Here is a 20,550-nt window from a genome sequence, read left to right on the forward strand (position 1 = left end):
TTAGTCATTATTTAGAGGGAGGCTATCAAAATATGGACGCTTTGGATATTTTGACAGATTTAGACAATGTCATCCCTTTTTTTCAGGCGATATTCAGTGCAGATGAGCACACGGTAATTGGATATGAAATATTAGGGCGTTATCAAATAAATGGTTCATTTGAAAGTTTAGGTCCTTTTTTTATGGATGAAGAAATCCCCGAAGAATATAAGCAGGAAGTGGATAATGTTGTCCTGACAAAAGCTTTGGATAAAGCATTGGAGCTTGATAAAGACGTTATGCTTTTTATTAATAGGGATGCTGGCTTATTGATGCAAGATGATGGCGAAAGTTTTTTGCAGATGCTTTTATCTTATGAAGAGAAAGGAATGGCTTTAAATCGAATTGTTTTAGAAATATCAGAAAGGAATTATAAAGGCCAATCTGATCATTTGGATCATCTTCTTGTCTATTATAGAACATACGGCATTAAAATTGCTATTGATAAAATGGGTAATGATAGCAGTTATTTAGATAGAATAGGGGAACTTGCTCCAGATATTTTTAAAATCGATTTATCTGCATTACGTTCTACATCGACTTCGCATACGTATCAAAATGTTTTATATTCGTTATCGATGCTTGCCCGAAAAATTGGCGCTACCTTGTTGTTTGAAAATATTGAGATGGTATATCAGCTTCAATTTGCTTGGAAAAACGGAGGAAGATTTTACCAAGGTTATTATCTGCATTATCCAGAAGAACAGTTTGTTGATAGAAAATTGCAAAAAGAAATGATAAGGAAAGAATTTCATGAGTTTATTTCGTATGAAAAAAAGAAACTATCCGTCATTTTTGAGTTCACGGAAAATTTACAGATTAATATACAAGAATTATTAGGAAGACATAAGAAGTATAATGATTATGAAGAATTGCTTAAGTGCTTGTCTGACGATCTTTCTAATGTAGCTTTTCGCATGTATGTTTGTGATGAGGATGGCTTTCAAAAATCAGATAATATCTTCAAGGAGAATTCCCATTGGGTACTGCAGCCAGAGTATAAGGATAAAAATTGGAGCTGGAGGCCTTATTTTTTAGAAAATATTATAAAAATGAGAAATGAAAAAAAAGGAATTCTTTCGGACTTATATAGTGATATTGAAACAGGCGAAACAGTACGCACATATTCTTTTCCCCTTAATAATCAAGATTATTTATTTATTGATTTGTCTTATAATTTTTTGGATCGAATGGGTGTTTTAATAAATTGACAAAAAACCGACTTTAAAAGTCGGTTTTTTTGCATGTTTATGTATCAATCAATGGGGAAGATAAAAACTATATTGATGATAATCAAATGAATGAGCAGACTGGACATTGATAAAGGGGGAGAATGTGAATAAAATGAGAAAAACAGCAACGTTTTTTATTGTTTGTTTCCTTTTTGTTTTTATTGTTAGCCCTAGGACCTCCTTGGGAGCAGAAAAATTATCCTCAAAAGAAGAAGTTATGCAATTTTTGAAAAATGCGTTTTATGCGCAAACTTCTTTAACGGAGAAAAAAAGAAGTTTGCAGGAAATTCATGCTATTTTAGCTCCTTATTTTACAGATGAATACGAAAAATTATTTTTGCAAAAAAATTTAGTGGGACATTCTAATCAGTATCAAACATATGGAAGTGATTTCTCTCCATACTATATTCCTTTTTTTGACTTTTCGGATAAAACAAAGGTTGTCTTCGAAGGAAAAGTCATTTATGTATATGAATTATTTGAGCAAGAAGAGGGAAATCCAACAGCTTATGAAAGGCATTATGAAGGCTTGCTGTTAAGGAAAGGGAAGGATGGATGGAAAGTTTCAACAATATGGCAGGATAATGAAATTCGTGTATATTTAAATCAGAAAAAGACTTCTAATTTAACAGGAGTATATTGGGGGAATTATGTAAGCACATTAGTTTTTTATCCAGATAAGACTAATGTGGAAAGAAATTATAGTGAAAAAGGAAAAATAGAAAAAGAAAAAGACTTTTTTTATTTTTAGCTAAAACAGTTTTCTCCAAAATACAGTTTGGAGAAAACTGTTTATTTGTAGTATATTAATTAAACTTCAAATCCAAGTGCTGATTGCAATGCTTCTAGTTGAAAGCCAGTAATCACTGTTTCATCATCAATGACAAATGTAGGGGTAGAATAAGAATTGTATTTAGTCATTAATTCTTTTTTTGCTTTAGCATCTTTTTGAATATCCTTTAATTCAAAAGAAACCCCTTTTTCCTGCAAAAATAATTTGGCATATTCACATGGAGGGCAATCGGGCTGTGTGTAAACAGTTATTTTTTTCAAATGTTATTTCTCCCAAATCTATTTATTTACTCTATTTTACTAATTTATTTTTTTTATTTCAATTGTCTTGCCTGCATCTTTTGCAAAATAAACTACTTTGAATATTCAAAGAAAATAATTAATAAAAAAAGATTGGCCTATTTATCATTTTTACTTGGACAAACCTTGCACAATCTTTTATTCTGTTATTATTGGCATTTACACATAGAAAAGAAATTCTTAATTTAAAAGGAAAGTGTATAGAAAACTGCTAATAGTGAAACCTAGTTTAATATATGGGTTTGTTTGAAAGGAGAGAGAGCATGTCACAATTACAAGGCATTTTAACACGTCTGAAAAATTTACAGGAACAAGCAACTGGAGGGGAACCTACCCAACGTTTTTTTGAGGTGAATGGTGAAAGAAAGTGTCAAGTTACATTCCACCCAAAAACAGTTACTTATGAATTAGAAGTGTACAATGATAAAGAAAAGCCAAAAAGATATCAGTTTGACAATATTGATATGATTACGATTGAAATTTTTGATCTAATTCAATAAGGGATTAGAGAGGAGCTGCTTATTGAATTGCAGCTCCTGTTTTTTTGTTTTCTCAAAGTTTGTAGTTTTTAATAGAAAAATGGAAGAAGTAGGCTTCAACAGAAAGAATATACATAGACTCCTGTGGGAATGCGTGAAAGGAGAGACATTTCAGGGCGCGGATGCGATGAGGAAGCACGACGTTCGCTTATGGAAAGCGAGGTGTATGCAGGCTGCATGAAATTAGAAGCAGCTATACAAAAAAGCTTTTTTGAATACCCTCTAGAATGTACATAAAATGGAATTTATCTGTTTATGCTAAATATGAGGTGAAAAAAGATGATGCCAACTGTTATCTGTCCAAATTGTTTAAAAGAGAATGCGTTAGATCAAGCATTAACAGCGCAATCTAATCAAAATGTTATTTTTCATTGTCAGAATTGTGACTATACATTAAGAAATATCGAAACGAGCAAAGGCTAAAAAAAGCATAATGTCGAAGACTGTGTTAATATATTTATAGAAAATAATTAACCTGGGGTGTTTCGGCAATGATTAGAATTCACAGCGATGAATTTTTAGACAGCACATTAAAAGACTTAATGATACCGTCAGAGCGAGTAGCGCATGTGCAAATGGGAAATAATTTAGAACATGCTTTATTGGTTTTAACGAAAAGCGGCTATACAGCTGTGCCTGTTCTGGATCCGACCTTTAAGCTGCATGGGTTGATTACTACTCCCATTATACTGGACAAAATTATGGGACTTTCAAGAATTGAATTTGAGAAGCTAGAAACAATAAAGGTGCAGGAAGTAATGAATACCGTATTGCCAAGAGTGAAGAGCAGTCAATCTGTTTTGGATGCTCTGCATTTATTAGTAGATCATCCATTTATATGTGTGGAGGATGATGCCTTTATCTTTGAAGGGATTTTAACAAGAAGAACGATTTTACAGCGTTTAAATAATCAACTGCATATTGATTCAATGGATTGATCCTTTTCTTTTAACGGCTTTCTCCTCATAAAAAAGTGAAAACGTTTTCTTTTGATGCGATTATCTGCATTAATAAAAAGGAGGAAGCTGTCGTTTAAGAAAGATGACGTAAATATAAAGTTTTGGATTATTTGTGAATCATTAAAAATGAAGGCATTTTTTGCAGAACTTTAGAAAATAAGCTGCAATGAAAAGAAATATAAAGAGGAAGAATATGTCTACAATTTCTGAATTACAACTATTGACGGTGTTGGCACAAGAAATGAATATGCGAAAAGCGGCAGAGCGGCTTTTTGTTACACAGCCAGCCTTGTCCCAGAGGCTGCAAACGATTGAAAAGGAATGGGGAGCTAAGCTTTTTATTCGCTCACAAAAAGGATTGGCGTTAACGGCTGCAGGAGAAATGGTGACAAAATTTGCAGCTGAAACAATTGCCAAAGAGGAAAAAGTCAAGGAAGAAATGTTTGCATTGGAAGAGGAAGTGCATGGGACGTTAAAGATTGCAGTTGCCAGCATTGTAGGGCAAAATTGGCTTCCATCTGTTTTAAAACGGTTTGTAGAAAAATATCCTCAAGCAAAAATATCCCTTGTTACAGGCTGGAGCAGCGAAATAATCAAATCCATTTCAACAGACCATACCCATATCGGCATCATAAGGGGATCTTCTGACTGGAAAGGCGCTAAACTGCATTTATTTGATGATCCTCTTTATTTTGTTGACAGCGAGATTTCAAGCTTTAATCAACTATATACGACTAATAGACCATTTATCCAATTTAAAAGCGATTCGAATTATTATGAGGAAATCCAAGTTTGGTGGCATCGACAGTTTCAAATACCACCTAAAAAAACAATTGTGGTAGATCAGATTGAAACATGCAAGCAATTGTCTTTTCATGGAATTGGGTATAGTATTTTGCCTGCAATTGCTTTAAAAGAAGCAAATCAAAATTTGCATAAAATACCTTTGTGCAATGAACTCAATCAGCCGATTACAAGAGGCACATGGTTGATAGGGTATGAAGCATCTTTTCGATTAAAGCAAGTTCAGGCATTTTTGGATATTGTAAAAGAATATATAGAAGATGCTTCTATGAATGGTGAATAACGTTTTGTTAGAATTTTGAATTTTAAAGCAAAGAAGCTGGTCAGTATTAAGATTTGCAAGAATAAACAAATTTTTTTGCTTGTTTTCACTTCTGTTGTTTGGTAAAGTAATTTCGAGTGTTTCTATACATAATTGAAGGAGAGATAAGCAATGAAAATGATGGATGCAAATGAAATTATTTCATTTATACAAAATAGTACAAAATCTACACCTGTTAAAGTATATGTAAAAGGTGATTTAGCAGATGTGAATTTTGGCGATAAAGTACAAACTTTTATCAGTGGAAATAGCGGGGTTGTATTCGGTGAATGGTCTGACATTAACGAATCAATCGAAGCAAACAAAGGAAAAGTAACGGACTTTGTGGTAGAAAATGATCGCAGAAATTCGGCAATTCCTCTTTTAGATTTAAAAAATATTAAAGCGCGCATTGAGCCAGGCGCTATTATTCGTGACCAAGTGGAAATTGGCGATAATGCCGTTATTATGATGGGTGCTGTTATTAATATTGGAGCAAGCATTGGCGAAGGCTCTATGATTGATATGGGTGCCATCCTTGGTGGACGAGCTACTGTAGGGAAAAATTGCCATGTTGGAGCAGGCGCTGTTTTGGCAGGCGTAATTGAGCCTCCTTCTGCTAAACCGGTAATCATTGAAGATGATGTTTTAATTGGTGCAAATGCAGTAGTAGTCGAAGGAGTGTCAGTTGGTAAAGGTTCTGTTGTAGCAGCAGGAGCAATCGTTTTAGAAGATGTTCCAGCAAATACTTTAGTGGCAGGAGCTCCAGCCCGTGTCATTAAAGAAATTGATGAAAAAACAAAATCAAAAACAGAAATTATGCAAGAGCTTCGTCAATTATAATGAGAAAAGAAAAAAGCGCAGGGTAGCCTGCTTTTAGTATGCGGGTAAGTATTATGATCAACCAGTTGATTTTAAGCGGCAAAAAAAATACTTTTGTCTGCAGGCTTTAGGCGTGGAATAGATTCCGCGCTTTTTTCGCATATTTTTGGAGGGATTTATATGGGGAATCATTCTCAGTTTGTTGCAATCCGACGAGAACTGCATCAAATACCGGAACTTGGATTTCAAGAGTTTAAAACACAAGCATATTTACTAAATGCTATTCAAGCATTGCCGCAAGAACGATTAGAAATAAAAACATGGAAAACAGGTATATTTGTAAAAGTAAAAGGAACTGCTCCAACGAAACTGATTGGATACCGTGCAGATATTGATGGACTGCCTATTGTAGAGGAAACAGATCTCCCTTATGTTTCCACACATCCAACTCAAATGCACGCATGTGGCCATGACTTCCATATGAGCATTGCATTCGGAGTGTTGACAAGTGTCGTAAACACGCCTATCAAAGACGATATGCTCTTTATCTTCCAGCCGGCAGAAGAAGGTCCTGGGGGAGCAGAACCAATGCTTAAAAGCGATATAATGAAGGCGTGGATGCCTGATATGATTTTTGCATTGCATATTGCTCCCGAATATCCTGTTGGAACAATTGCGATAAAACCAGGGCTGCTGTTTGCCAATACTTCTGAGCTGTTTATTGATTTAAAAGGAAAAGGAGGTCATGCTGCTTATCCTCATGAAACAAATGATATGGTGGTTGCTGCTTGCTCGCTTGTTGCACAGCTGCAGACAATTGTATCAAGAAATATTAATCCTTTAGACAGTGCTGTAGTAACGATTGGGAAAATCACTGGAGGCACCGTTCAAAATGTAATTGCAGAAACAGCGCGATTAGAAGGGACGATGCGCACTCTTTCAAGTGAATCCATGGTAAAAATCAAGGAGAGGGTTCAATCACTTGTCAAAGGCATTGAAGTGGGCTATAACTGTGAATGCTCCATTAACTTTGGATCTGGCTATTATCAAGTATACAATGAAGAGCAATTAACAGAAGAGTTTATGGGATTTGTTCAAAATCAAAATGAGGTTCAACTTCATATGTGTACAGAAGCAATGACAGGAGAAGATTTTGGCTATATGTTAAAAGACATCCCTGGTTTTATGTTTTGGCTTGGTGTAAATTCCCCTTATGGCTTGCACCACAGCAAATTAAATCCTAATGAGGATGCAATCGATGTGGCTATATCTATGATTGCAAACTATTTGCAGTTCAAAGGAAACCAGTAGTAAAAAAAGAGCAGGATCTAAAGTGAAACTCCAATCAGTGGGGGCTGTCCCCCATTGATTGTTAGAGGAATCAATCAGGCAGTGATCTCCATCTATAGATTTCTCATTTTTTCTGATAACCCCTTAAATAGGAAATAAAATTCCGTTAGTGCGTGATAAATTTAAAATCTAATACGGCTATTTTCCTGATCTTTAAGCAAATGACTTTTTGTTTGAAAAGGGAAAATCTTCACCTGATCTTTAGGTTTTTTTAGGTTCTTTTTTAAATTTCCTCTTTTGCTACTAATACAGGAGAAGCAGGCGGAAGTTTAATTCCATTTTTATCAAGTGCTTCTTTTATTTCCTGCCGAATCAGTCGTTCTATCCTCCACTGTTCATTATTTACTGTTTTGGTAATAATTCGAATAGTGATGGTGGCCGGCCCTAACGATTGTATGCCAACTACATGGGGGCCATCTGTTATAGAAGCATCATTGATTTTGATGGTGTCACAAACGTTTTGCAGAATCTCTAATGTTTTGGCAATATTGTTGTCTGCTGAAATGAGTATATCCACCAACGCTTGCATATCTCCTCTAGAATGATTGCTTAAAATGGTGATTTCTCTATTCGGCAAATAATTTAATGTGCCATCTGGGGATCTGAGTTGTGTGGTGCGGAGGCCAATTTGCTCTACCGTACCGGAAAATTCGCCAATTGTAATGGAATCGCCGACATCTAGCTGTTTTTCCAGCAAAAGAAAAAATCCAGTAACAATATCACTTACAAGACCCTGTGCCCCTATGCCAACTGCTACTCCAATGATGCCGGCTCCTGCCAATATGGCTGTTGCTTTTATACCGAATGTTTGCAAGATGGTTACAAATAATATAAATAAAAGCAAATAAGACACAAAATTTAAGGCTAAACTTTCAAGTGTGTATGCTCTTCCTTGTGAAATAGAATGTTTTTTTTCAAAGGTGGAGAAAAATTTTTTTATAAAAGAGTTGGCCATTTTTTTTACAAGTATGTAAATAACAATAATCAAGACAAGTCTTAATGCAACTGTTCCTCCTTGGATAAGCAGTCCTTGCCAATCGTACACTGCTATATAATTGCTGATTTCTTTTAATTTGTTCATAGGTACACTTCCTTTTATATAAGCTTTTAGATTGCTGTCCATAAGGATTTTTCTTTTTGGATCAACCAGATATAAGCATAATATAGGTTTTTATCATATATTTAGGCGTTTTTAATGTCGATCTCAAGTATATGAAAGGGAACGAGAAATCTAGTGGGGACAAAGCCGCCCATAAAAGCCTGATATAAAAGAGGATAGGGATTATAGCAACTGTGTTGGCCTCATATTTTTATTTTGCTTCAAAAAGCTGTATTATGGGAAGCACGGAAATCTCCCCTGATGATAACAGGAATTCTATTAACTTATTCCCATGTCTGATTTCAATAAACATTCAATTAATAATGGATGGATAAAGTGATCAGTTTCTATATATACAAATTACGATTGAAAAGATATTATTAATAATGCCCCTTTTTGTAAAATTTGTTGTTTTGCAGCTAAAAGGCGGTAAAGAAATTCCTGTTTTACTGGAGGTTATGAAATGAAAGTGCGTGATCAAATGCCTGAATTGAATGGGGCGACACAATGGTTGAATGGTGAATGGACCAGAGCTGATTTATTAGGAGAAAAACCGACAGTTATTCACTTCTGGTCCGTGAGCTGCCATTTGTGCAAAAAAGATATGCCAGAAGTAAATCAGTTCAGAGACGAGTATAGCGGTCGATTGAATATGATAGCTGTACATATGCCCAGGTATAAAGCAGATTTAAATACAGTAGTTATTGAAAAAGAAATGGAAGAACAGGGAATTATTCAACCAATTTTTATTGATAGTGAGCATATATTAACGCAAGCATTTGAAAATCAATATGTGCCGTCCTATTATGTTTTTGATAAAGATGGCGTATTAAGATATTTTCAGGCAGGAAGCGGCAAAATAGAAACTTTAAAAAAACGTGTGAATCATATTCTTGATGAAATGATGAAAGTAAAATAATTAGTTTATTGACAAATGTGCAAAAACTTCTTTGTATTTTTAATATGCTGATAAGGCAATAACGAAAAATTTTGGTTCATCAAGCCATAACTCTTGGAGAAAAGAAGCTGCCAAAGCAGAATTGGCATGAAACATGCTGAATAATAAAGTAATCAGGTACATTTACTTACCGACTAAATTTTTGAAAAGAATGAGGGGTGCTCTTGTATTCTTTTATTATTGACAAAGAGGAATGTTATATAAGCGAGGAATATTAAATGATGGAAGAGACGAAAAACAGTCTATCAATTAGGCATTTTCAAATAGATGGAGGATTATTGGTTTGAAGAAAGAATTTGCGGTAATTGGATTAGGAAGATTTGGCGGCAGCATTTGCCGAGAATTGGTTGAGCTTGGAATGGAAGTTATGGTTATTGATAAAAATGAAGAAAAAATTAATGAATTTGCCAATATTGTTTCACATGCGGTTGTTGGAAATTCGGTGGATGAAAATGTATTAAAAAGCTTAGGCATCCGCAATTTTGAACATGTCATCGTTGCAATAGGTTTGGATATTCAGGCAAGCATTTTAACTACTCTTATTCTAAAAGAGCTAGGAGTACAGAAGATTACAGTAAAGGCTCAAAATGACTATCATGAAAAAGTATTAAAAAAAATAGGGGCCGACCATATTGTCCATCCAGAACGAGATATGGGGAAAAGAATTGCCCATAATATTGTTTCCAATAATGTGCTGGATTATTTAGAATTGTCAGATGAACATAGCATTGTTGAAATTAAAGCAAGTACAAGGCTAGATGGTCATACTATGCTGGATTTAGATATTCGGGCACGCTATGGAATTACGATTGTTGCCATTAAGCGGGGACAAGATATCATTGTATCTCCACAAGCAGCAGAGCCAATAAAAGAAAATGACGTATTAATTGTAATTGGAGCAGACTCTGATATTAACAGATTTGAAAAAAAAGTAATGTCGTAAATTGCAGGTGTAGGGAGGAGCATAATAAAAAAGCACGCCATATTTTTAATGGGTGCTTTTTTGTGATAAAGAATTTATTAGACTTCCATGATAATTGGAAGAATCATTGGTCTTCGTTTGGTTTTCTCATAAAGGAAAGGAGACAATGTTTCAATAATTTCATTTTTAATTTCTGACCATTGTGTAGTTTTGCGTTCCATCACTTTATTTAAATGTTTATTAATTAAACTTTGTGCATCGTTAATTAAATCACCGGATTCACGCATATAAACAAAACCTCTAGAAATTAAATCAGGTCCTGCTGCAATTTTGAAATCTTTCATATTAATGCTGACAACAACAACTACCAGACCTTCTTCTGAAAGAATACGGCGATCTCTTAGCACGATATTGCCGATGTCTCCAATGCCGCTTCCATCGATATATACGGAGCCAGAAGGGATTTTGCCTGCGACTTGCGCTGTATCGTTGGATAATGCAAGCACTTCTCCATTATCCATAATAAAACAGTTTTCTTCTAAAACTCCACAATCTACAGCAGTTTCAGAATGGATTTTTTGCATTCTGTATTCACCATGAATTGGCATAAAGAATTTGGGTTTCATTAACCGCAGCATTAATTTTTGTTCTTGCTGTCCACCATGACCAGATGTATGAATATTGTTTAATGGTCCGTGAATTACCTCCGCACCAGCACGATATAGCATATTAATCGTTCTGTTTACACTAATTGTATTTCCCGGGATAGGCGAAGAAGAGAAAACAACCGTGTCTCCAGGAATAATGGAGATTTGGCGATGTGTTCCATTTGCTATTCTAGACATTGCAGCCATTGGTTCTCCTTGACTTCCTGTACAAAGAATCACTACTTGATTTGCAGGAAGCCGATTAATTTGCTGTGGTTCAATAAAAGTCTCTTTTGGCGCTTGGATAAAGCCTAATTCTAAACCGATATTAATGGCAGCTTCCATGCTTCTTCCAAACACAGCAACCTTCTTGCCAAATTCCACTGCTGCATCTGTAACTTGCTGCAAGCGATAAATGTTAGAAGCGAATGTAGCGAAGATAAGTCTGCCTTCTGCTTTTCGGAATATATCCTGAATGCTATTGCCGACAAGTCGCTCAGACATTGTGAAATTTGGAACTTCACTGTTTGTGCTATCTGATAATAGACATAAAACGCCTTCTTTTCCTATCTCAGCCATTTTTGTTAAATTTGCAGGCTCTCCGACTGGCGTAAAGTCAAATTTAAAATCTCCAGTATGAACAATCTGTCCTGGAGGCGTTTTTACGACTATTCCATAAGAGTCGGGAATACTATGGGTTGTCCGAAAAAAGGAAACCGATGTTTTTCGAAATTTAATTACATCGTCTTCTTGTATTTCATGCATGGTTGTTTGCCGCAATAGTCCATGTTCTTCTAATTTATTTCTCACTAATGCTAAAGCAAGTTTGCCTCCGTAAATAGGAATATTTACTTGTCTAAGAAGATAAGGAATGCCGCCAATATGATCTTCGTGGCCATGTGTAATAAATAAGCCTTTGATTTTATCGATATTTTTTACAAGAAAACTGTAATCTGGTATCACATAATCAATGCCTAAAAGTTCATCTTCCGGGAACTTTATACCAGCATCAATCAGAATGATTTCATCTTGAAACTGAACTCCATAAGTATTTTTACCGATTTCCCCTAGTCCGCCTAGAGCAAATACAGCTGTTTGATCGTTTTTAACAAATTTCATTTACTCAATCTCCAATACTGTAAAATCTTCATTTTGTTGTTCATACTCTAAGAATGCACCATCAACAGCTGTAATAAACTCAATATTATATGGTTTTTCTGCCAATTTTGTTCTAACATCACGTTCTGAAATGCCTTTAACATAAATAGTTCTTGTATGTTCTCTAACAGGCACCTCTAATTTAGAATCTTGAAAGTAAACTTTAAAAATCATTTGTAAATCGCTCCTTCATAGTATTATCTAATTATATTATATAAAAAGTTAACATGTTTTTCATGTTTTTTCTTTTATTAGTGTTTTTTGGTTATTTAAGCAAGGAATGTTCTCAAAAATAAAAGATTTTTGCATTAGTATCAAAATGGACAAAAATTAGGAATACCATACCAATCGACGGATAAGACGATTGGTTTATGTATATTGCTATAGTAATAAAAGAAGAGTTTGTCTTAATGGATGATAGTAATGTTGGAGAAAATTCGCAATCATAACAAAAGGCAGACCCCATACCATAAATTACTTCCATCTAACAGTAGTGTATTACTGCTATTATAGGATGGTATGCGAGGTCTCGCCCTAATAGAAAGATTCCGTGTCATGTTAGGCAATTGTTTTTTTTCTTAACAAGTCTTTCCACTGTTTTAAGAGCTTCTTTTTTAGCTTCTTCAACATAGTGGATCATCTCCTTATCTTTATTTTAAACCATTCTTGTCCAAAGTAAAGCATTCGAGTATAAATAATAAGGATATTTGTCCAAAAAGAGGCTTTTAGAAATTAAGGATTAATTAATTTTATAATAGTAGACTGTTGTTGCATTGCTCTGTTGTTTTTTGTTTTGTACCCTAACTCTAACCGAAAAAAGTTATTTTACCATGATGATAGTAAAAGGTTTGTCTTCTATATGAAGAAGGAAGTCCGAACTTTTATTGGCACTTTATATCCTTTAATATTTATAGTGCTTTTATAATAATAGTATATGAAAAAAAAGGAAAAATTCTCGTGGATAATAGTGGAAAAACACAAAATGAAAGAAAAAGAATGGGGAAATATAGTGGGGATGGGGATATGGTTTCCCCACCATAAAAAAATAAGTTGTACAAGCAGTTTACCTTTCAATAGCAATTGCATCAGGAATTGGATTAAAAGGAGATGCTTGATTAATATGATCATAGAACATAACGCCATTTAGATGGTCAATTTCATGCTGAAAGACAATGGCAGGAAGTCCTTTTAATTTTATTTTAATTTCTTGATTGTCGAGATCAGTTCCTTTAATGCCAATTCTAGCATAACGAGGCACAAAACCTGGAATGGATTCATCCACAGATAAGCAGCCCTCGCCAGTAGTCAAGTAGGCTTTTTCTACCGAATGGCTAATAATCTTTGGGTTGAAAAGAGCGTAGCTGAATTGTTTGCCTGACTCATCTTTTATATGAACGGCAATCATTCGTTTAGAAATATTGATTTGAGGCGCAGCCAAACCAACGCCGCCTCTGAGTCCGTATTTTGCAGCCAGTTCTGGATTTTGACTATTTATTAAAAATTCCATCATTTCTTCAAGTGTTTTTTTATCTTCTTCGCTTGCAGGAAGAGGAACTTCATTTGCTACTTTCCGCAAAGTAGGGTGTCCGTCTCGGATAATATCATTCATTGTTAACAAATTAATCACTTCCTTATGTAGGCATGGTAAACACTTTTAAGTCTAACAGACAATGCTTGAAAAGTTAATTATCTACAGCATTTAGTTTAGAAAGAAATAGGAAATCATCTGTTTGAAATGTTTAATAGGTAATAAAAAAGAGGAGATTCCATATAGTGAGTATAAAGACAAGCTTTATCAAATAATACTAGGACCCTATGCCAAAACTTTGTAGAACTATATGTCAATAGAATTAGTAGTATGAGAGGATTTTTTAAAATTTTGTTGCTGAATCTTTAGAGCCCAAGAGAATAATGGGGATTTAGGCAGAATCTTGCAAAGAAATAGACTGCAGAAAACTTCAATTGTAAAAAAAGAAAAGAAAATATATAGTGAAACAGAGAGTGAGGAGGAAAAAGATTGAAAAGGCAAAAATCATTATTTATTGTTGCGATGTTTATCATGTTTATGCTTCTTGCAGGGTGTTCTACCTTCCAATCAACAAATGAGAAAATTTATAACAAGCTTGAAAAAGTAGTAGATTTGGAGAAGGATTTCAAAGAACAGCAAGAGCCGTTAGTAACTTTAGAAAAAAATGAACAAAAGATTTATTCGCAAATTGTTTCCCTGGATTTAGAAAGTATGGATGGAATCAATGAACTTGCTGATGAAGCCCTTGCTTCGCTAAAAAAGCGGAAAGAACTTATGGATAAAGAAGAAGCGAGCATAAAAAAATCAGAAGAAACATTTAAAACGGTTCAAACAAATATAGAAGATATAAAGGATGCAGAGTTGAAAGAAAAAGCAGATGAATTATATCAAACCATGATGGCGCGATATGATGCACATGAGAAACTTTACAGCAACTATCTAAAGGGACTAGAAAATGATGAAAAGTTGTACAAGCTGTTTAAAGCAGAAAATCTAAGCATAGATGATTTAGAAAAACAAATTCAAACGATAAATGACATATATAAGGAAGTACTTAATAATAACAAAGAGTTTAATACACTGACAGAAAAGTATAATAAGGAGAAAGTTGATTTTTATAAACAAGCTGGAATAGAGATAGAAGAGGAACAAAATACACTGAACAATAAGGAATGAGTATTTATTGCTAACAATAAATTTAAGTTCTTAATTAAAAATGACGATTTTTAAATTTTTCTTATACAAAAATAATTTAGAACAAATGGAAAAAATAAAACTATTTATAGGATGAAGAAAAAACCAGCCGAAATCAATAATTTTTCGGCTGGTTTTTTATAAGGAAAGAAAAAATAGCTACATAGCAACAATCGACAACTTATGGAATTTATTTCAAATGAATTTTTTATTATAAAACAGATAAAATAAGGGCTTTCTGTATAATACAGATGGTGAATAATTAATAATACAGATACAATCATAAAAGAAATAAAAAAATAAAAATAACATAAAAAACATAGTACTTTAACATTGACTAATAATATTTGTGTATATTAAACTTATACATGTATTGAAAAGTTGTATTAATAATTGTTGTATATTTATTGATACAGAACATAAGGATACCGAATTATTTAATAGGACGTTTTTTCTAGCGGATTTTGTGGAAAGCTGTATAGGTATGGTTTTTTTTGTGAAAAGCTAAGCGGATGGAGTAAGCGTTCTCCTTTAGCTGTTGAAACAATATTACGCAATAATTTTAGTTAGAGATGGTTTCGTCTTTTAAAAAGAAAGGAAAGGGTGGCTTAAATGGCTTCTAAAACAAAGAAGGCTCAGTTAGATGTGAAAGCACAACTTGAACAAGTGGAAAATCAATTCCAAACACTTCAGATTTTAAATGAAGAGGGCGAAGTTGTTAATGAATCTGCAATGCCAGACCTAAGTGACGAGCAATTACAAGAGCTTATGACACGCATGGTATATACACGTATTCTTGATCAACGCTCTATTTCTTTAAACAGACAAGGTCGCCTAGGATTCTATGCACCAACAGCAGGTCAAGAAGCTTCACAATTAGCTTCACAATTTGCATTAGAGAAAGAAGATTTCATTCTTCCAGGATATCGTGATGTGCCTCAATTAATTTGGCACGGACTTCCATTACATCAAGCATTCTTATTCTCTCGCGGACATTTCTTAGGAAATAAAATGCCAGAGGGCGTAAATGTAATTTCACCACAAATTATCATTGGTGCTCAATATATTCAAACAGCTGGTGTTGCGTTAGGTATGCAAAAACGCGGCCAAAAATCTGTTGCAATTACTTACACAGGTGACGGCGGTTCATCACAAGGGGATTTCTATGAAGGAATTAACTTTGCTGGTGCATTCAAATCTCCTGCAATCTTTATCGTTCAAAATAACCGTTTCGCTATTTCAACACCTGTTGAAAAACAAACGGCTGCAAAAACAATTGCGCAAAAAGCAGTTGCTGCAGGTATCCCAGGAATTCAAGTTGATGGAATGGATCCATTAGCAGTTTATGTTGCTACACGAGAAGCACGCGAAAGAGCAGTTAACGGCGAAGGTCCAACATTGATTGAAACATTAACATACCGTTATGGTCCACATACAATGGCTGGAGATGACCCAACTCGCTACCGTACAGCAGATCTTGACAGCGAATGGGAAAAGAAAGATCCATTAGTGCGTTTCCGTAAATTCCTTGAAAACAAAGGCATTTGGAATGAAGAAAAAGAAAATGAAGTAATCGAACGAGCTAAAGAAGAAATTAAAGAAGCAATCAAACTTGCTGACGAAGCTCCAAAACAAAAAGTAACTGACTTAATGAACATTATGTACGAAGAGCTACCAGCTAATTTACAAGAACAATATGAAATTTACGCAGCAAAGGAGTCGAAGTAAGCCATGGCGCAAATGACAATGATTCAAGCAATCACTGATGCGTTACGCACAGAACTACGTAACGATCCGAACGTATTAGTATTCGGGGAAGACGTTGGTGTAAACGGCGGTGTATTCCGTGCGACAGAAGGTCTGCAAACTGAATTTGGTGAAGATCGTGTATTTGATACTCCATTAGCTGAATCTGGAATTGGTGGTTTAGCGGTTGGTCTTGGTCTGCAAGGTTTCCGACCAGTACCTGAAATTCAATTTTTTGGTTTCGTTTATGAAGTAATGGACTCCATTTCTGGACAAATGGCTCGCATGCGCTACCGTTCAGGCGGACGTTATAATTCTCCAGTTACAATTCGTTCTCCATTCGGCGGAGGTGTTCATACACCAGAACTGCATGCAGACAGCTTAGAAGGATTAATGGCGCAACAACCTGGTTTAAAAGTTGTTATCCCATCAACTCCTTATGATGCAAAAGGTCTATTAATTTCAGCTATTCGCGATAACGATCCAGTTATCTTCTTAGAGCACATGAAATTATACCGTTCATTCCGTCAAGAAGTACCTGAAGAAGAGTATACAATTCCACTTGGAAAAGCGGATGTAAAACGTGAAGGTAAAGATCTTTCTATTATTACTTATGGGGCAATGGTTCAAGAATCCATTAAAGCTGCAGAAGAATTAGAAAAAGAAGGCTACTCTGTAGAAGTGGTTGACTTGCGTACAGTAAGCCCGCTTGATATTGATACAATTATTGCTTCTGTTGAAAAAACTGGCAGAGCAGTTGTGGTTCAAGAAGCGCAAAAACAAGCAGGTATTGCTGCAAATGTTGTTGCTGAAATTAACGATCGTGCAATTCTTAGCTTAGAAGCTCCAGTACTTCGTGTTGCTGCACCAGATACTGTATTTGCATTTACTCAAGCTGAAACTGTATGGCTTCCAAACTTTAAAGATATTATTGAAACTGCTAAAAAAGTTTTAACATTCTAATTAATATCATTTATTTGGAATCACAAAATTTAGATAATAAATTCGTAACAACTGTAGGAGGTTGAATTACATTGGCTTTTCAATTTAGATTGCCTGACATCGGTGAAGGAATTCATGAAGGCGAAATCGTAAAATGGTTTGTTAAACCAGGTGACAAAGTTCAAGAAGATGATGTGCTTTGCGAAGTACAAAATGATAAAGCGGTAGTAGAAATTCCATCTCCAGTTGAAGGTACTGTAGAAGAAGTATTAGTTGATGAAGGTACTGTAGCAATCGTTGGAGATGTGTTGATTACATTTGATGCACCTGGTTATGAAAACCTTCAATTTAAAGGTGACCATGGTGATGAAGCACCGAAAGAAGAGGCAAAAACTGAAGCTCCTGCGGCTGAACAAACTCAAGATGCAGCTGCTGAAGTAGATCCTTCTAAACGCATTATTGCAATGCCATCTGTACGTAAATATGCTCGTGAAAAAGGTGTAGATATTCATGCAGTAACTGGCACTGGCAAAAATGGAAGAGTCGGAAAAGAAGATATTGATGCATTCTTAAATGGCGGCGCACAACCTGCATCTGCTCCGGCAGCAGAAGCGACACCAGCAGCTGAAACAGCATCTGCTCCACAAGCAGTAGCTATTCCAGAAGGCGACTTCCCAGAAACACGCGAAAAAATGAGTGGAATTAGAAAAGCGATTGCTAAAGCAATGGTTAACTCTAAACATACTGCTCCACACGTAACATTAATGGATGAAATTGAAGTGTCTAAACTTGTAGCACACCGCAAAAAATTCAAAGATGTTGCTGCAGCTAAAGGAATCAAATTAACATTCTTGCCTTATGTTGTTAAAGCATTAACAAGCGCGTTAAAAGAATTCCCTGCATTAAATACATCATTGGATGATGCTACAAGCGAAATCGTTCATAAACATTACTACAACATCGGAATTGCTGCAGACACTGAAAAAGGTCTATTAGTTCCTGTTGTGAAAAATGCTGATCGCAAAGGCATCTTCAATATTTCTAATGAAATTAACGAACTTGCTGGAAAAGCTAGAGACGGCAAATTAGCTCCAAATGAAATGAAAGGTGCTTCTTGCACAATTTCTAACATTGGATCTGCTGGCGGACAATGGTTTACTCCTGTAATCAACCATCCTGAAGTTGCTATTTTAGGAATTGGACGCATTGCTGAAAAAGCAATCGTTAAAGATGGAGAAATTGTTGCAGCTCCAGTACTTGCTTTATCATTAAGTTTTGACCACAGAATGATTGATGGAGCTACAGCTCAAAATGCAATGAATCATATTAAACGTTTATTGAACGATCCAGAACTATTGTTAATGGAGGCGTAAGAACATGGTAGTTGGAGATTTTCCTATTGAAACAGATACTATAGTCATTGGTGCAGGTCCTGGAGGATATGTTGCAGCAATTCGTGCAGCACAATTAGGACAAAAAGTAACAATCGTAGAAAAAAATGTACTTGGCGGAGTTTGCTTAAACGTTGGATGTATCCCTTCTAAAGCATTAATCGCTGCAGGACATCGTTATGAAACAGCTCTACACTCAAGTGATATGGGTATTACAGCTGATAATGTAAAAGTTGACTTTTCAAAAGTTCAAGCATGGAAAGCTGGTGTTGTTAAAAAGCTTACTGGCGGTGTAGAAGGACTTTTAAAAGGAAATAAAGTAGATATTGTTAGTGGCGAAGCTTATTTTGTTGATGCTAATACATTAAAAGTAATGGATGAAAAATCATCACAAACGTATACTTTTAAAAATGCTATTATTGCAACAGGATCTCGTCCAATCGAAATTCCAGCATTTAAATTCTCAAAACGCGTTCTTGATTCAACTGGCGCTCTTGCTCTTCAAGAAATCCCAGAGAAAATCGTTGTTATTGGGGGAGGTTATGTAGGTACTGAGCTTGGTGGTGCTTATGCTAACTTCGGAACAAAAGTAACAATCTTAGAAGGCGCAGATGAAATTTTAGGCGGTTTCGAAAAACAAATGTCTTCATTAGTAACGCGCAATTTGAAGAAAAAAGGTGCGGAAATTATTACGAAAGCAATGGCTAAAGGTGTAGAAGAGTCTGACACTGGCGTTATTGTTAAATATGAGGTAAAAGGCGAAGAAAAAACTGTTGAAGCTGATTATGTATTCGTAATGGTTGGAAGAAAACCAAACACAGATGAATTAGGTCTAGATCAAGTTGGCGTTGAACTGGCTGAACGCGGCTTAATTAAAACAGATAAACAATGCAGAACATCTGTAAGCAATATCTTTGCAATTGGTGATGTTATTGCAGGACCGCCACTTGCTCATAAAGCTTCTTATGAAGGTAAAATTGCAGCAGAAGCTATTGCTGGACATCCTGCAGAAATTGATTATCTTGGCATTCCTGCTGTTGTATTCTCAGAACCAGAATTAGCAACAGTTGGTCACACAGAAAAATCAGCGAAGGAAGCTGGAATCGACATCGTTGCTTCTAAATTCCCATTTGCTGCAAATGGCCGTGCATTAGCACTTAACCAAGCTGAAGGGTTTATGAAGTTAATCACTCGTAAAGAAGACGGTTTAGTTATTGGTGCTCAAATTGCTGGTCCTAGTGCATCTGATATGATTGCTGAACTTGGTTTAGCAATTGAATCTGGCATGACTGCTGAAGATTTAGCAATGACAATCCATGCTCATCCAACACTTGGCGAGATTACTATGGAAGCTGCTGAAGTTGCAATTGGAAGCCCAATCCATATCATTAAATAAGGTTAGCATTTAACAAAAAAGCCCACTAATTAAAGTGGGCTTTTTTGTTCTGTCATATGGAGAAACGGATAAGTTCTTTTGGATAAAATATTACCACTGCTTTTAACATATACTAATTATATCTACTAAAGAATAGATGATTGGAATGGCAAAATAAAGGTGGTGGCAAACCCTTGAAGGTTTATACTGTTATTCTCTTGCAGTTAATATTATGGAGCGGCTATTCAATTACAGAATGGCTATCAAGGCATGATTTGATTCTTTATAAAGTATGCATGTTTATTGTTTTTTTTTATTTGGCTATTACCATTGGGAATTATATTGTAAAGTCTCCAAGGAAGACAATGTTTGCTACTTTTATTAGTCTAGGGATATATGGATCTTTTCAAATAATCATGAGTATTATTTATATAGCATAATAAAGGATAAAA

At 35.1% G+C, this 20,550-nt stretch carries 21 protein-coding genes; 16 read left to right on the plus strand and 5 right to left on the minus strand.

Features of this window, described 5'->3' with window-relative positions:
• The first annotated feature begins 32 nt into the window (after window positions 1-32).
• Together NCCP28_RS08475 and NCCP28_RS08480 are read left to right on the plus strand one after the other, a co-directional pair.
• Window positions 33-1,250, plus strand: a complete 1,218-nt coding sequence (locus NCCP28_RS08475; RefSeq protein ID WP_248560952.1) for an EAL domain-containing protein — start codon at window positions 33-35, stop codon at window positions 1,248-1,250.
• A 133-nt stretch (window positions 1,251-1,383) separates the two neighbouring features.
• Entirely contained in the window at window positions 1,384-2,022 is a 639-nt protein-coding gene (locus NCCP28_RS08480; protein WP_248561138.1) for a DUF3993 domain-containing protein, read from the plus strand.
• Window positions 2,023-2,081: 59 nt separating this feature from the next.
• Here the strand turns inward: NCCP28_RS08480 and NCCP28_RS08485 are convergent, their stop codons facing one another.
• On the minus strand, window positions 2,082-2,324 hold the full coding sequence (locus NCCP28_RS08485; protein WP_248560953.1) for a glutaredoxin domain-containing protein: 243 nt from the start codon (window positions 2,322-2,324) through the stop codon (window positions 2,082-2,084).
• 302 nt (window positions 2,325-2,626) lie between these two features.
• On the opposite strand from NCCP28_RS08485, the gene NCCP28_RS08490 reads away from it, so the two are divergent.
• The 6 genes from NCCP28_RS08490 to NCCP28_RS08515 all read left to right on the plus strand — a co-directional run bounded on the left by NCCP28_RS08490 (window position 2,627) and on the right by NCCP28_RS08515 (window position 7,099).
• On the plus strand, window positions 2,627-2,863 hold the full coding sequence (locus NCCP28_RS08490; protein WP_101178737.1) for a YkuJ family protein: 237 nt from the start codon (window positions 2,627-2,629) through the stop codon (window positions 2,861-2,863).
• Between the two features lie 318 nt (window positions 2,864-3,181).
• Window positions 3,182-3,325: a hypothetical protein gene (locus tag NCCP28_RS08495; protein ID WP_248560954.1), complete on the plus strand. Its 144-nt coding sequence runs from the start codon at window positions 3,182-3,184 to the stop codon at window positions 3,323-3,325.
• Window positions 3,326-3,393: 68 nt separating this feature from the next.
• Window positions 3,394-3,840, plus strand: coding sequence for a cyclic-di-AMP-binding protein CbpB (cbpB, locus tag NCCP28_RS08500; RefSeq protein WP_248560955.1), 447 nt, complete (start codon window positions 3,394-3,396; stop codon window positions 3,838-3,840).
• A 214-nt stretch (window positions 3,841-4,054) separates the two neighbouring features.
• Complete coding sequence (locus NCCP28_RS08505; RefSeq protein ID WP_248560956.1) at window positions 4,055-4,948, plus strand: transcriptional regulator CcpC; 894 nt, start codon at window positions 4,055-4,057, stop codon at window positions 4,946-4,948.
• 150 nt (window positions 4,949-5,098) lie between these two features.
• Complete coding sequence (gene dapD, locus NCCP28_RS08510; protein ID WP_248560957.1) at window positions 5,099-5,809, plus strand: 2,3,4,5-tetrahydropyridine-2,6-dicarboxylate N-acetyltransferase; 711 nt, start codon at window positions 5,099-5,101, stop codon at window positions 5,807-5,809.
• Between the two features lie 159 nt (window positions 5,810-5,968).
• Window positions 5,969-7,099, plus strand: a complete 1,131-nt coding sequence (locus NCCP28_RS08515) for an N-acetyldiaminopimelate deacetylase (RefSeq protein ID WP_248560958.1) — start codon at window positions 5,969-5,971, stop codon at window positions 7,097-7,099.
• A 262-nt stretch (window positions 7,100-7,361) separates the two neighbouring features.
• On the opposite strand, the gene NCCP28_RS08520 is transcribed toward NCCP28_RS08515, so the two are convergent.
• Complete coding sequence (locus NCCP28_RS08520) at window positions 7,362-8,219, minus strand: mechanosensitive ion channel family protein (RefSeq protein WP_248560959.1); 858 nt, start codon at window positions 8,217-8,219, stop codon at window positions 7,362-7,364.
• 481 nt (window positions 8,220-8,700) lie between these two features.
• Here NCCP28_RS08520 and NCCP28_RS08525 point away from each other — a divergent pair, with 481 nt between their 5' ends.
• Both NCCP28_RS08525 and NCCP28_RS08530 read left to right on the plus strand, forming a co-directional pair.
• Window positions 8,701-9,156 (plus strand): TlpA family protein disulfide reductase, encoded by a 456-nt coding sequence (locus NCCP28_RS08525; protein ID WP_248560960.1) that lies wholly within the window; start codon window positions 8,701-8,703, stop codon window positions 9,154-9,156.
• A gap of 322 nt (window positions 9,157-9,478) precedes the next feature.
• Window positions 9,479-10,138 (plus strand): potassium channel family protein, encoded by a 660-nt coding sequence (locus NCCP28_RS08530; protein ID WP_248560961.1) that lies wholly within the window; start codon window positions 9,479-9,481, stop codon window positions 10,136-10,138.
• A 77-nt stretch (window positions 10,139-10,215) separates the two neighbouring features.
• Here the strand turns inward: NCCP28_RS08530 and rnjA are convergent, their stop codons facing one another.
• The 3 genes from rnjA to def all read right to left on the minus strand — a co-directional run bounded on the left by rnjA (window position 10,216) and on the right by def (window position 13,540).
• Window positions 10,216-11,883: a ribonuclease J1 gene (gene rnjA / locus NCCP28_RS08535; RefSeq protein WP_248560962.1), complete on the minus strand. Its 1,668-nt coding sequence runs from the start codon at window positions 11,881-11,883 to the stop codon at window positions 10,216-10,218.
• On the minus strand, window positions 11,884-12,096 hold the full coding sequence (locus NCCP28_RS08540; RefSeq protein ID WP_248560963.1) for a DNA-dependent RNA polymerase subunit epsilon: 213 nt from the start codon (window positions 12,094-12,096) through the stop codon (window positions 11,884-11,886).
• 889 nt (window positions 12,097-12,985) lie between these two features.
• Complete coding sequence (def, locus tag NCCP28_RS08545; RefSeq protein WP_248560964.1) at window positions 12,986-13,540, minus strand: peptide deformylase; 555 nt, start codon at window positions 13,538-13,540, stop codon at window positions 12,986-12,988.
• Between the two features lie 399 nt (window positions 13,541-13,939).
• On the opposite strand from def, the gene NCCP28_RS08550 reads away from it, so the two are divergent.
• The 6 genes from NCCP28_RS08550 to NCCP28_RS08575 all read left to right on the plus strand — a co-directional run bounded on the left by NCCP28_RS08550 (window position 13,940) and on the right by NCCP28_RS08575 (window position 20,538).
• A complete protein-coding gene (locus tag NCCP28_RS08550) occupies window positions 13,940-14,626 on the plus strand; it encodes a YkyA family protein (RefSeq protein WP_248560965.1) in 687 nt (228 codons plus the stop codon).
• A 630-nt stretch (window positions 14,627-15,256) separates the two neighbouring features.
• On the plus strand, window positions 15,257-16,372 hold the full coding sequence (gene pdhA / locus NCCP28_RS08555) for a pyruvate dehydrogenase (acetyl-transferring) E1 component subunit alpha (protein WP_248560966.1): 1,116 nt from the start codon (window positions 15,257-15,259) through the stop codon (window positions 16,370-16,372).
• A 3-nt stretch (window positions 16,373-16,375) separates the two neighbouring features.
• The gene (locus NCCP28_RS08560; RefSeq protein ID WP_248560967.1) at window positions 16,376-17,353 is read left to right on the plus strand and encodes an alpha-ketoacid dehydrogenase subunit beta; all 978 of its coding nucleotides are present in this window, start codon (window positions 16,376-16,378) and stop codon (window positions 17,351-17,353) included.
• 71 nt (window positions 17,354-17,424) lie between these two features.
• Window positions 17,425-18,705 (plus strand): dihydrolipoamide acetyltransferase family protein, encoded by a 1,281-nt coding sequence (locus NCCP28_RS08565; RefSeq protein ID WP_248560968.1) that lies wholly within the window; start codon window positions 17,425-17,427, stop codon window positions 18,703-18,705.
• 4 nt (window positions 18,706-18,709) lie between these two features.
• Window positions 18,710-20,119 carry a dihydrolipoyl dehydrogenase gene (gene lpdA, locus NCCP28_RS08570; protein WP_248560969.1) on the plus strand — a complete coding sequence of 470 codons (1,410 nt, stop codon included), beginning with the start codon at window positions 18,710-18,712 and terminating at the stop codon, window positions 20,117-20,119.
• A gap of 173 nt (window positions 20,120-20,292) precedes the next feature.
• Window positions 20,293-20,538: a hypothetical protein gene (locus NCCP28_RS08575; protein ID WP_248560970.1), complete on the plus strand. Its 246-nt coding sequence runs from the start codon at window positions 20,293-20,295 to the stop codon at window positions 20,536-20,538.
• Window positions 20,539-20,550 lie beyond the last annotated feature (12 nt).

Origin of the sequence: Niallia sp. NCCP-28 (assembly GCF_023168165.1) — a bacterium.
GTDB lineage: Bacteria > Bacillota > Bacilli > Bacillales > Cytobacillaceae > Niallia.

Coding starts and splice junctions, on each gene's coding strand:
- NCCP28_RS08475 (WP_248560952.1), top strand. CDS start 33: ATGGACGCTTTGGATATTTTGACAGATTTAGACAATGTCATCCCTTTT.
- NCCP28_RS08480 (WP_248561138.1), top strand. CDS start 1,384: ATGAGAAAAACAGCAACGTTTTTTATTGTTTGTTTCCTTTTTGTTTTT.
- NCCP28_RS08490 (WP_101178737.1), top strand. CDS start 2,627: ATGTCACAATTACAAGGCATTTTAACACGTCTGAAAAATTTACAGGAA.
- NCCP28_RS08495 (WP_248560954.1), top strand. CDS start 3,182: ATGATGCCAACTGTTATCTGTCCAAATTGTTTAAAAGAGAATGCGTTA.
- cbpB (WP_248560955.1), top strand. CDS start 3,394: ATGATTAGAATTCACAGCGATGAATTTTTAGACAGCACATTAAAAGAC.
- NCCP28_RS08505 (WP_248560956.1), top strand. CDS start 4,055: ATGTCTACAATTTCTGAATTACAACTATTGACGGTGTTGGCACAAGAA.
- dapD (WP_248560957.1), top strand. CDS start 5,099: ATGAAAATGATGGATGCAAATGAAATTATTTCATTTATACAAAATAGT.
- NCCP28_RS08515 (WP_248560958.1), top strand. CDS start 5,969: ATGGGGAATCATTCTCAGTTTGTTGCAATCCGACGAGAACTGCATCAA.
- NCCP28_RS08520 (WP_248560959.1), bottom strand. CDS start 8,219: ATGAACAAATTAAAAGAAATCAGCAATTATATAGCAGTGTACGATTGG.
- NCCP28_RS08525 (WP_248560960.1), top strand. CDS start 8,701: ATGAAAGTGCGTGATCAAATGCCTGAATTGAATGGGGCGACACAATGG.
- rnjA (WP_248560962.1), bottom strand. CDS start 11,883: ATGAAATTTGTTAAAAACGATCAAACAGCTGTATTTGCTCTAGGCGGA.
- NCCP28_RS08540 (WP_248560963.1), bottom strand. CDS start 12,096: ATGATTTTTAAAGTTTACTTTCAAGATTCTAAATTAGAGGTGCCTGTT.
- pdhA (WP_248560966.1), top strand. CDS start 15,257: ATGGCTTCTAAAACAAAGAAGGCTCAGTTAGATGTGAAAGCACAACTT.
- NCCP28_RS08560 (WP_248560967.1), top strand. CDS start 16,376: ATGGCGCAAATGACAATGATTCAAGCAATCACTGATGCGTTACGCACA.
- lpdA (WP_248560969.1), top strand. CDS start 18,710: ATGGTAGTTGGAGATTTTCCTATTGAAACAGATACTATAGTCATTGGT.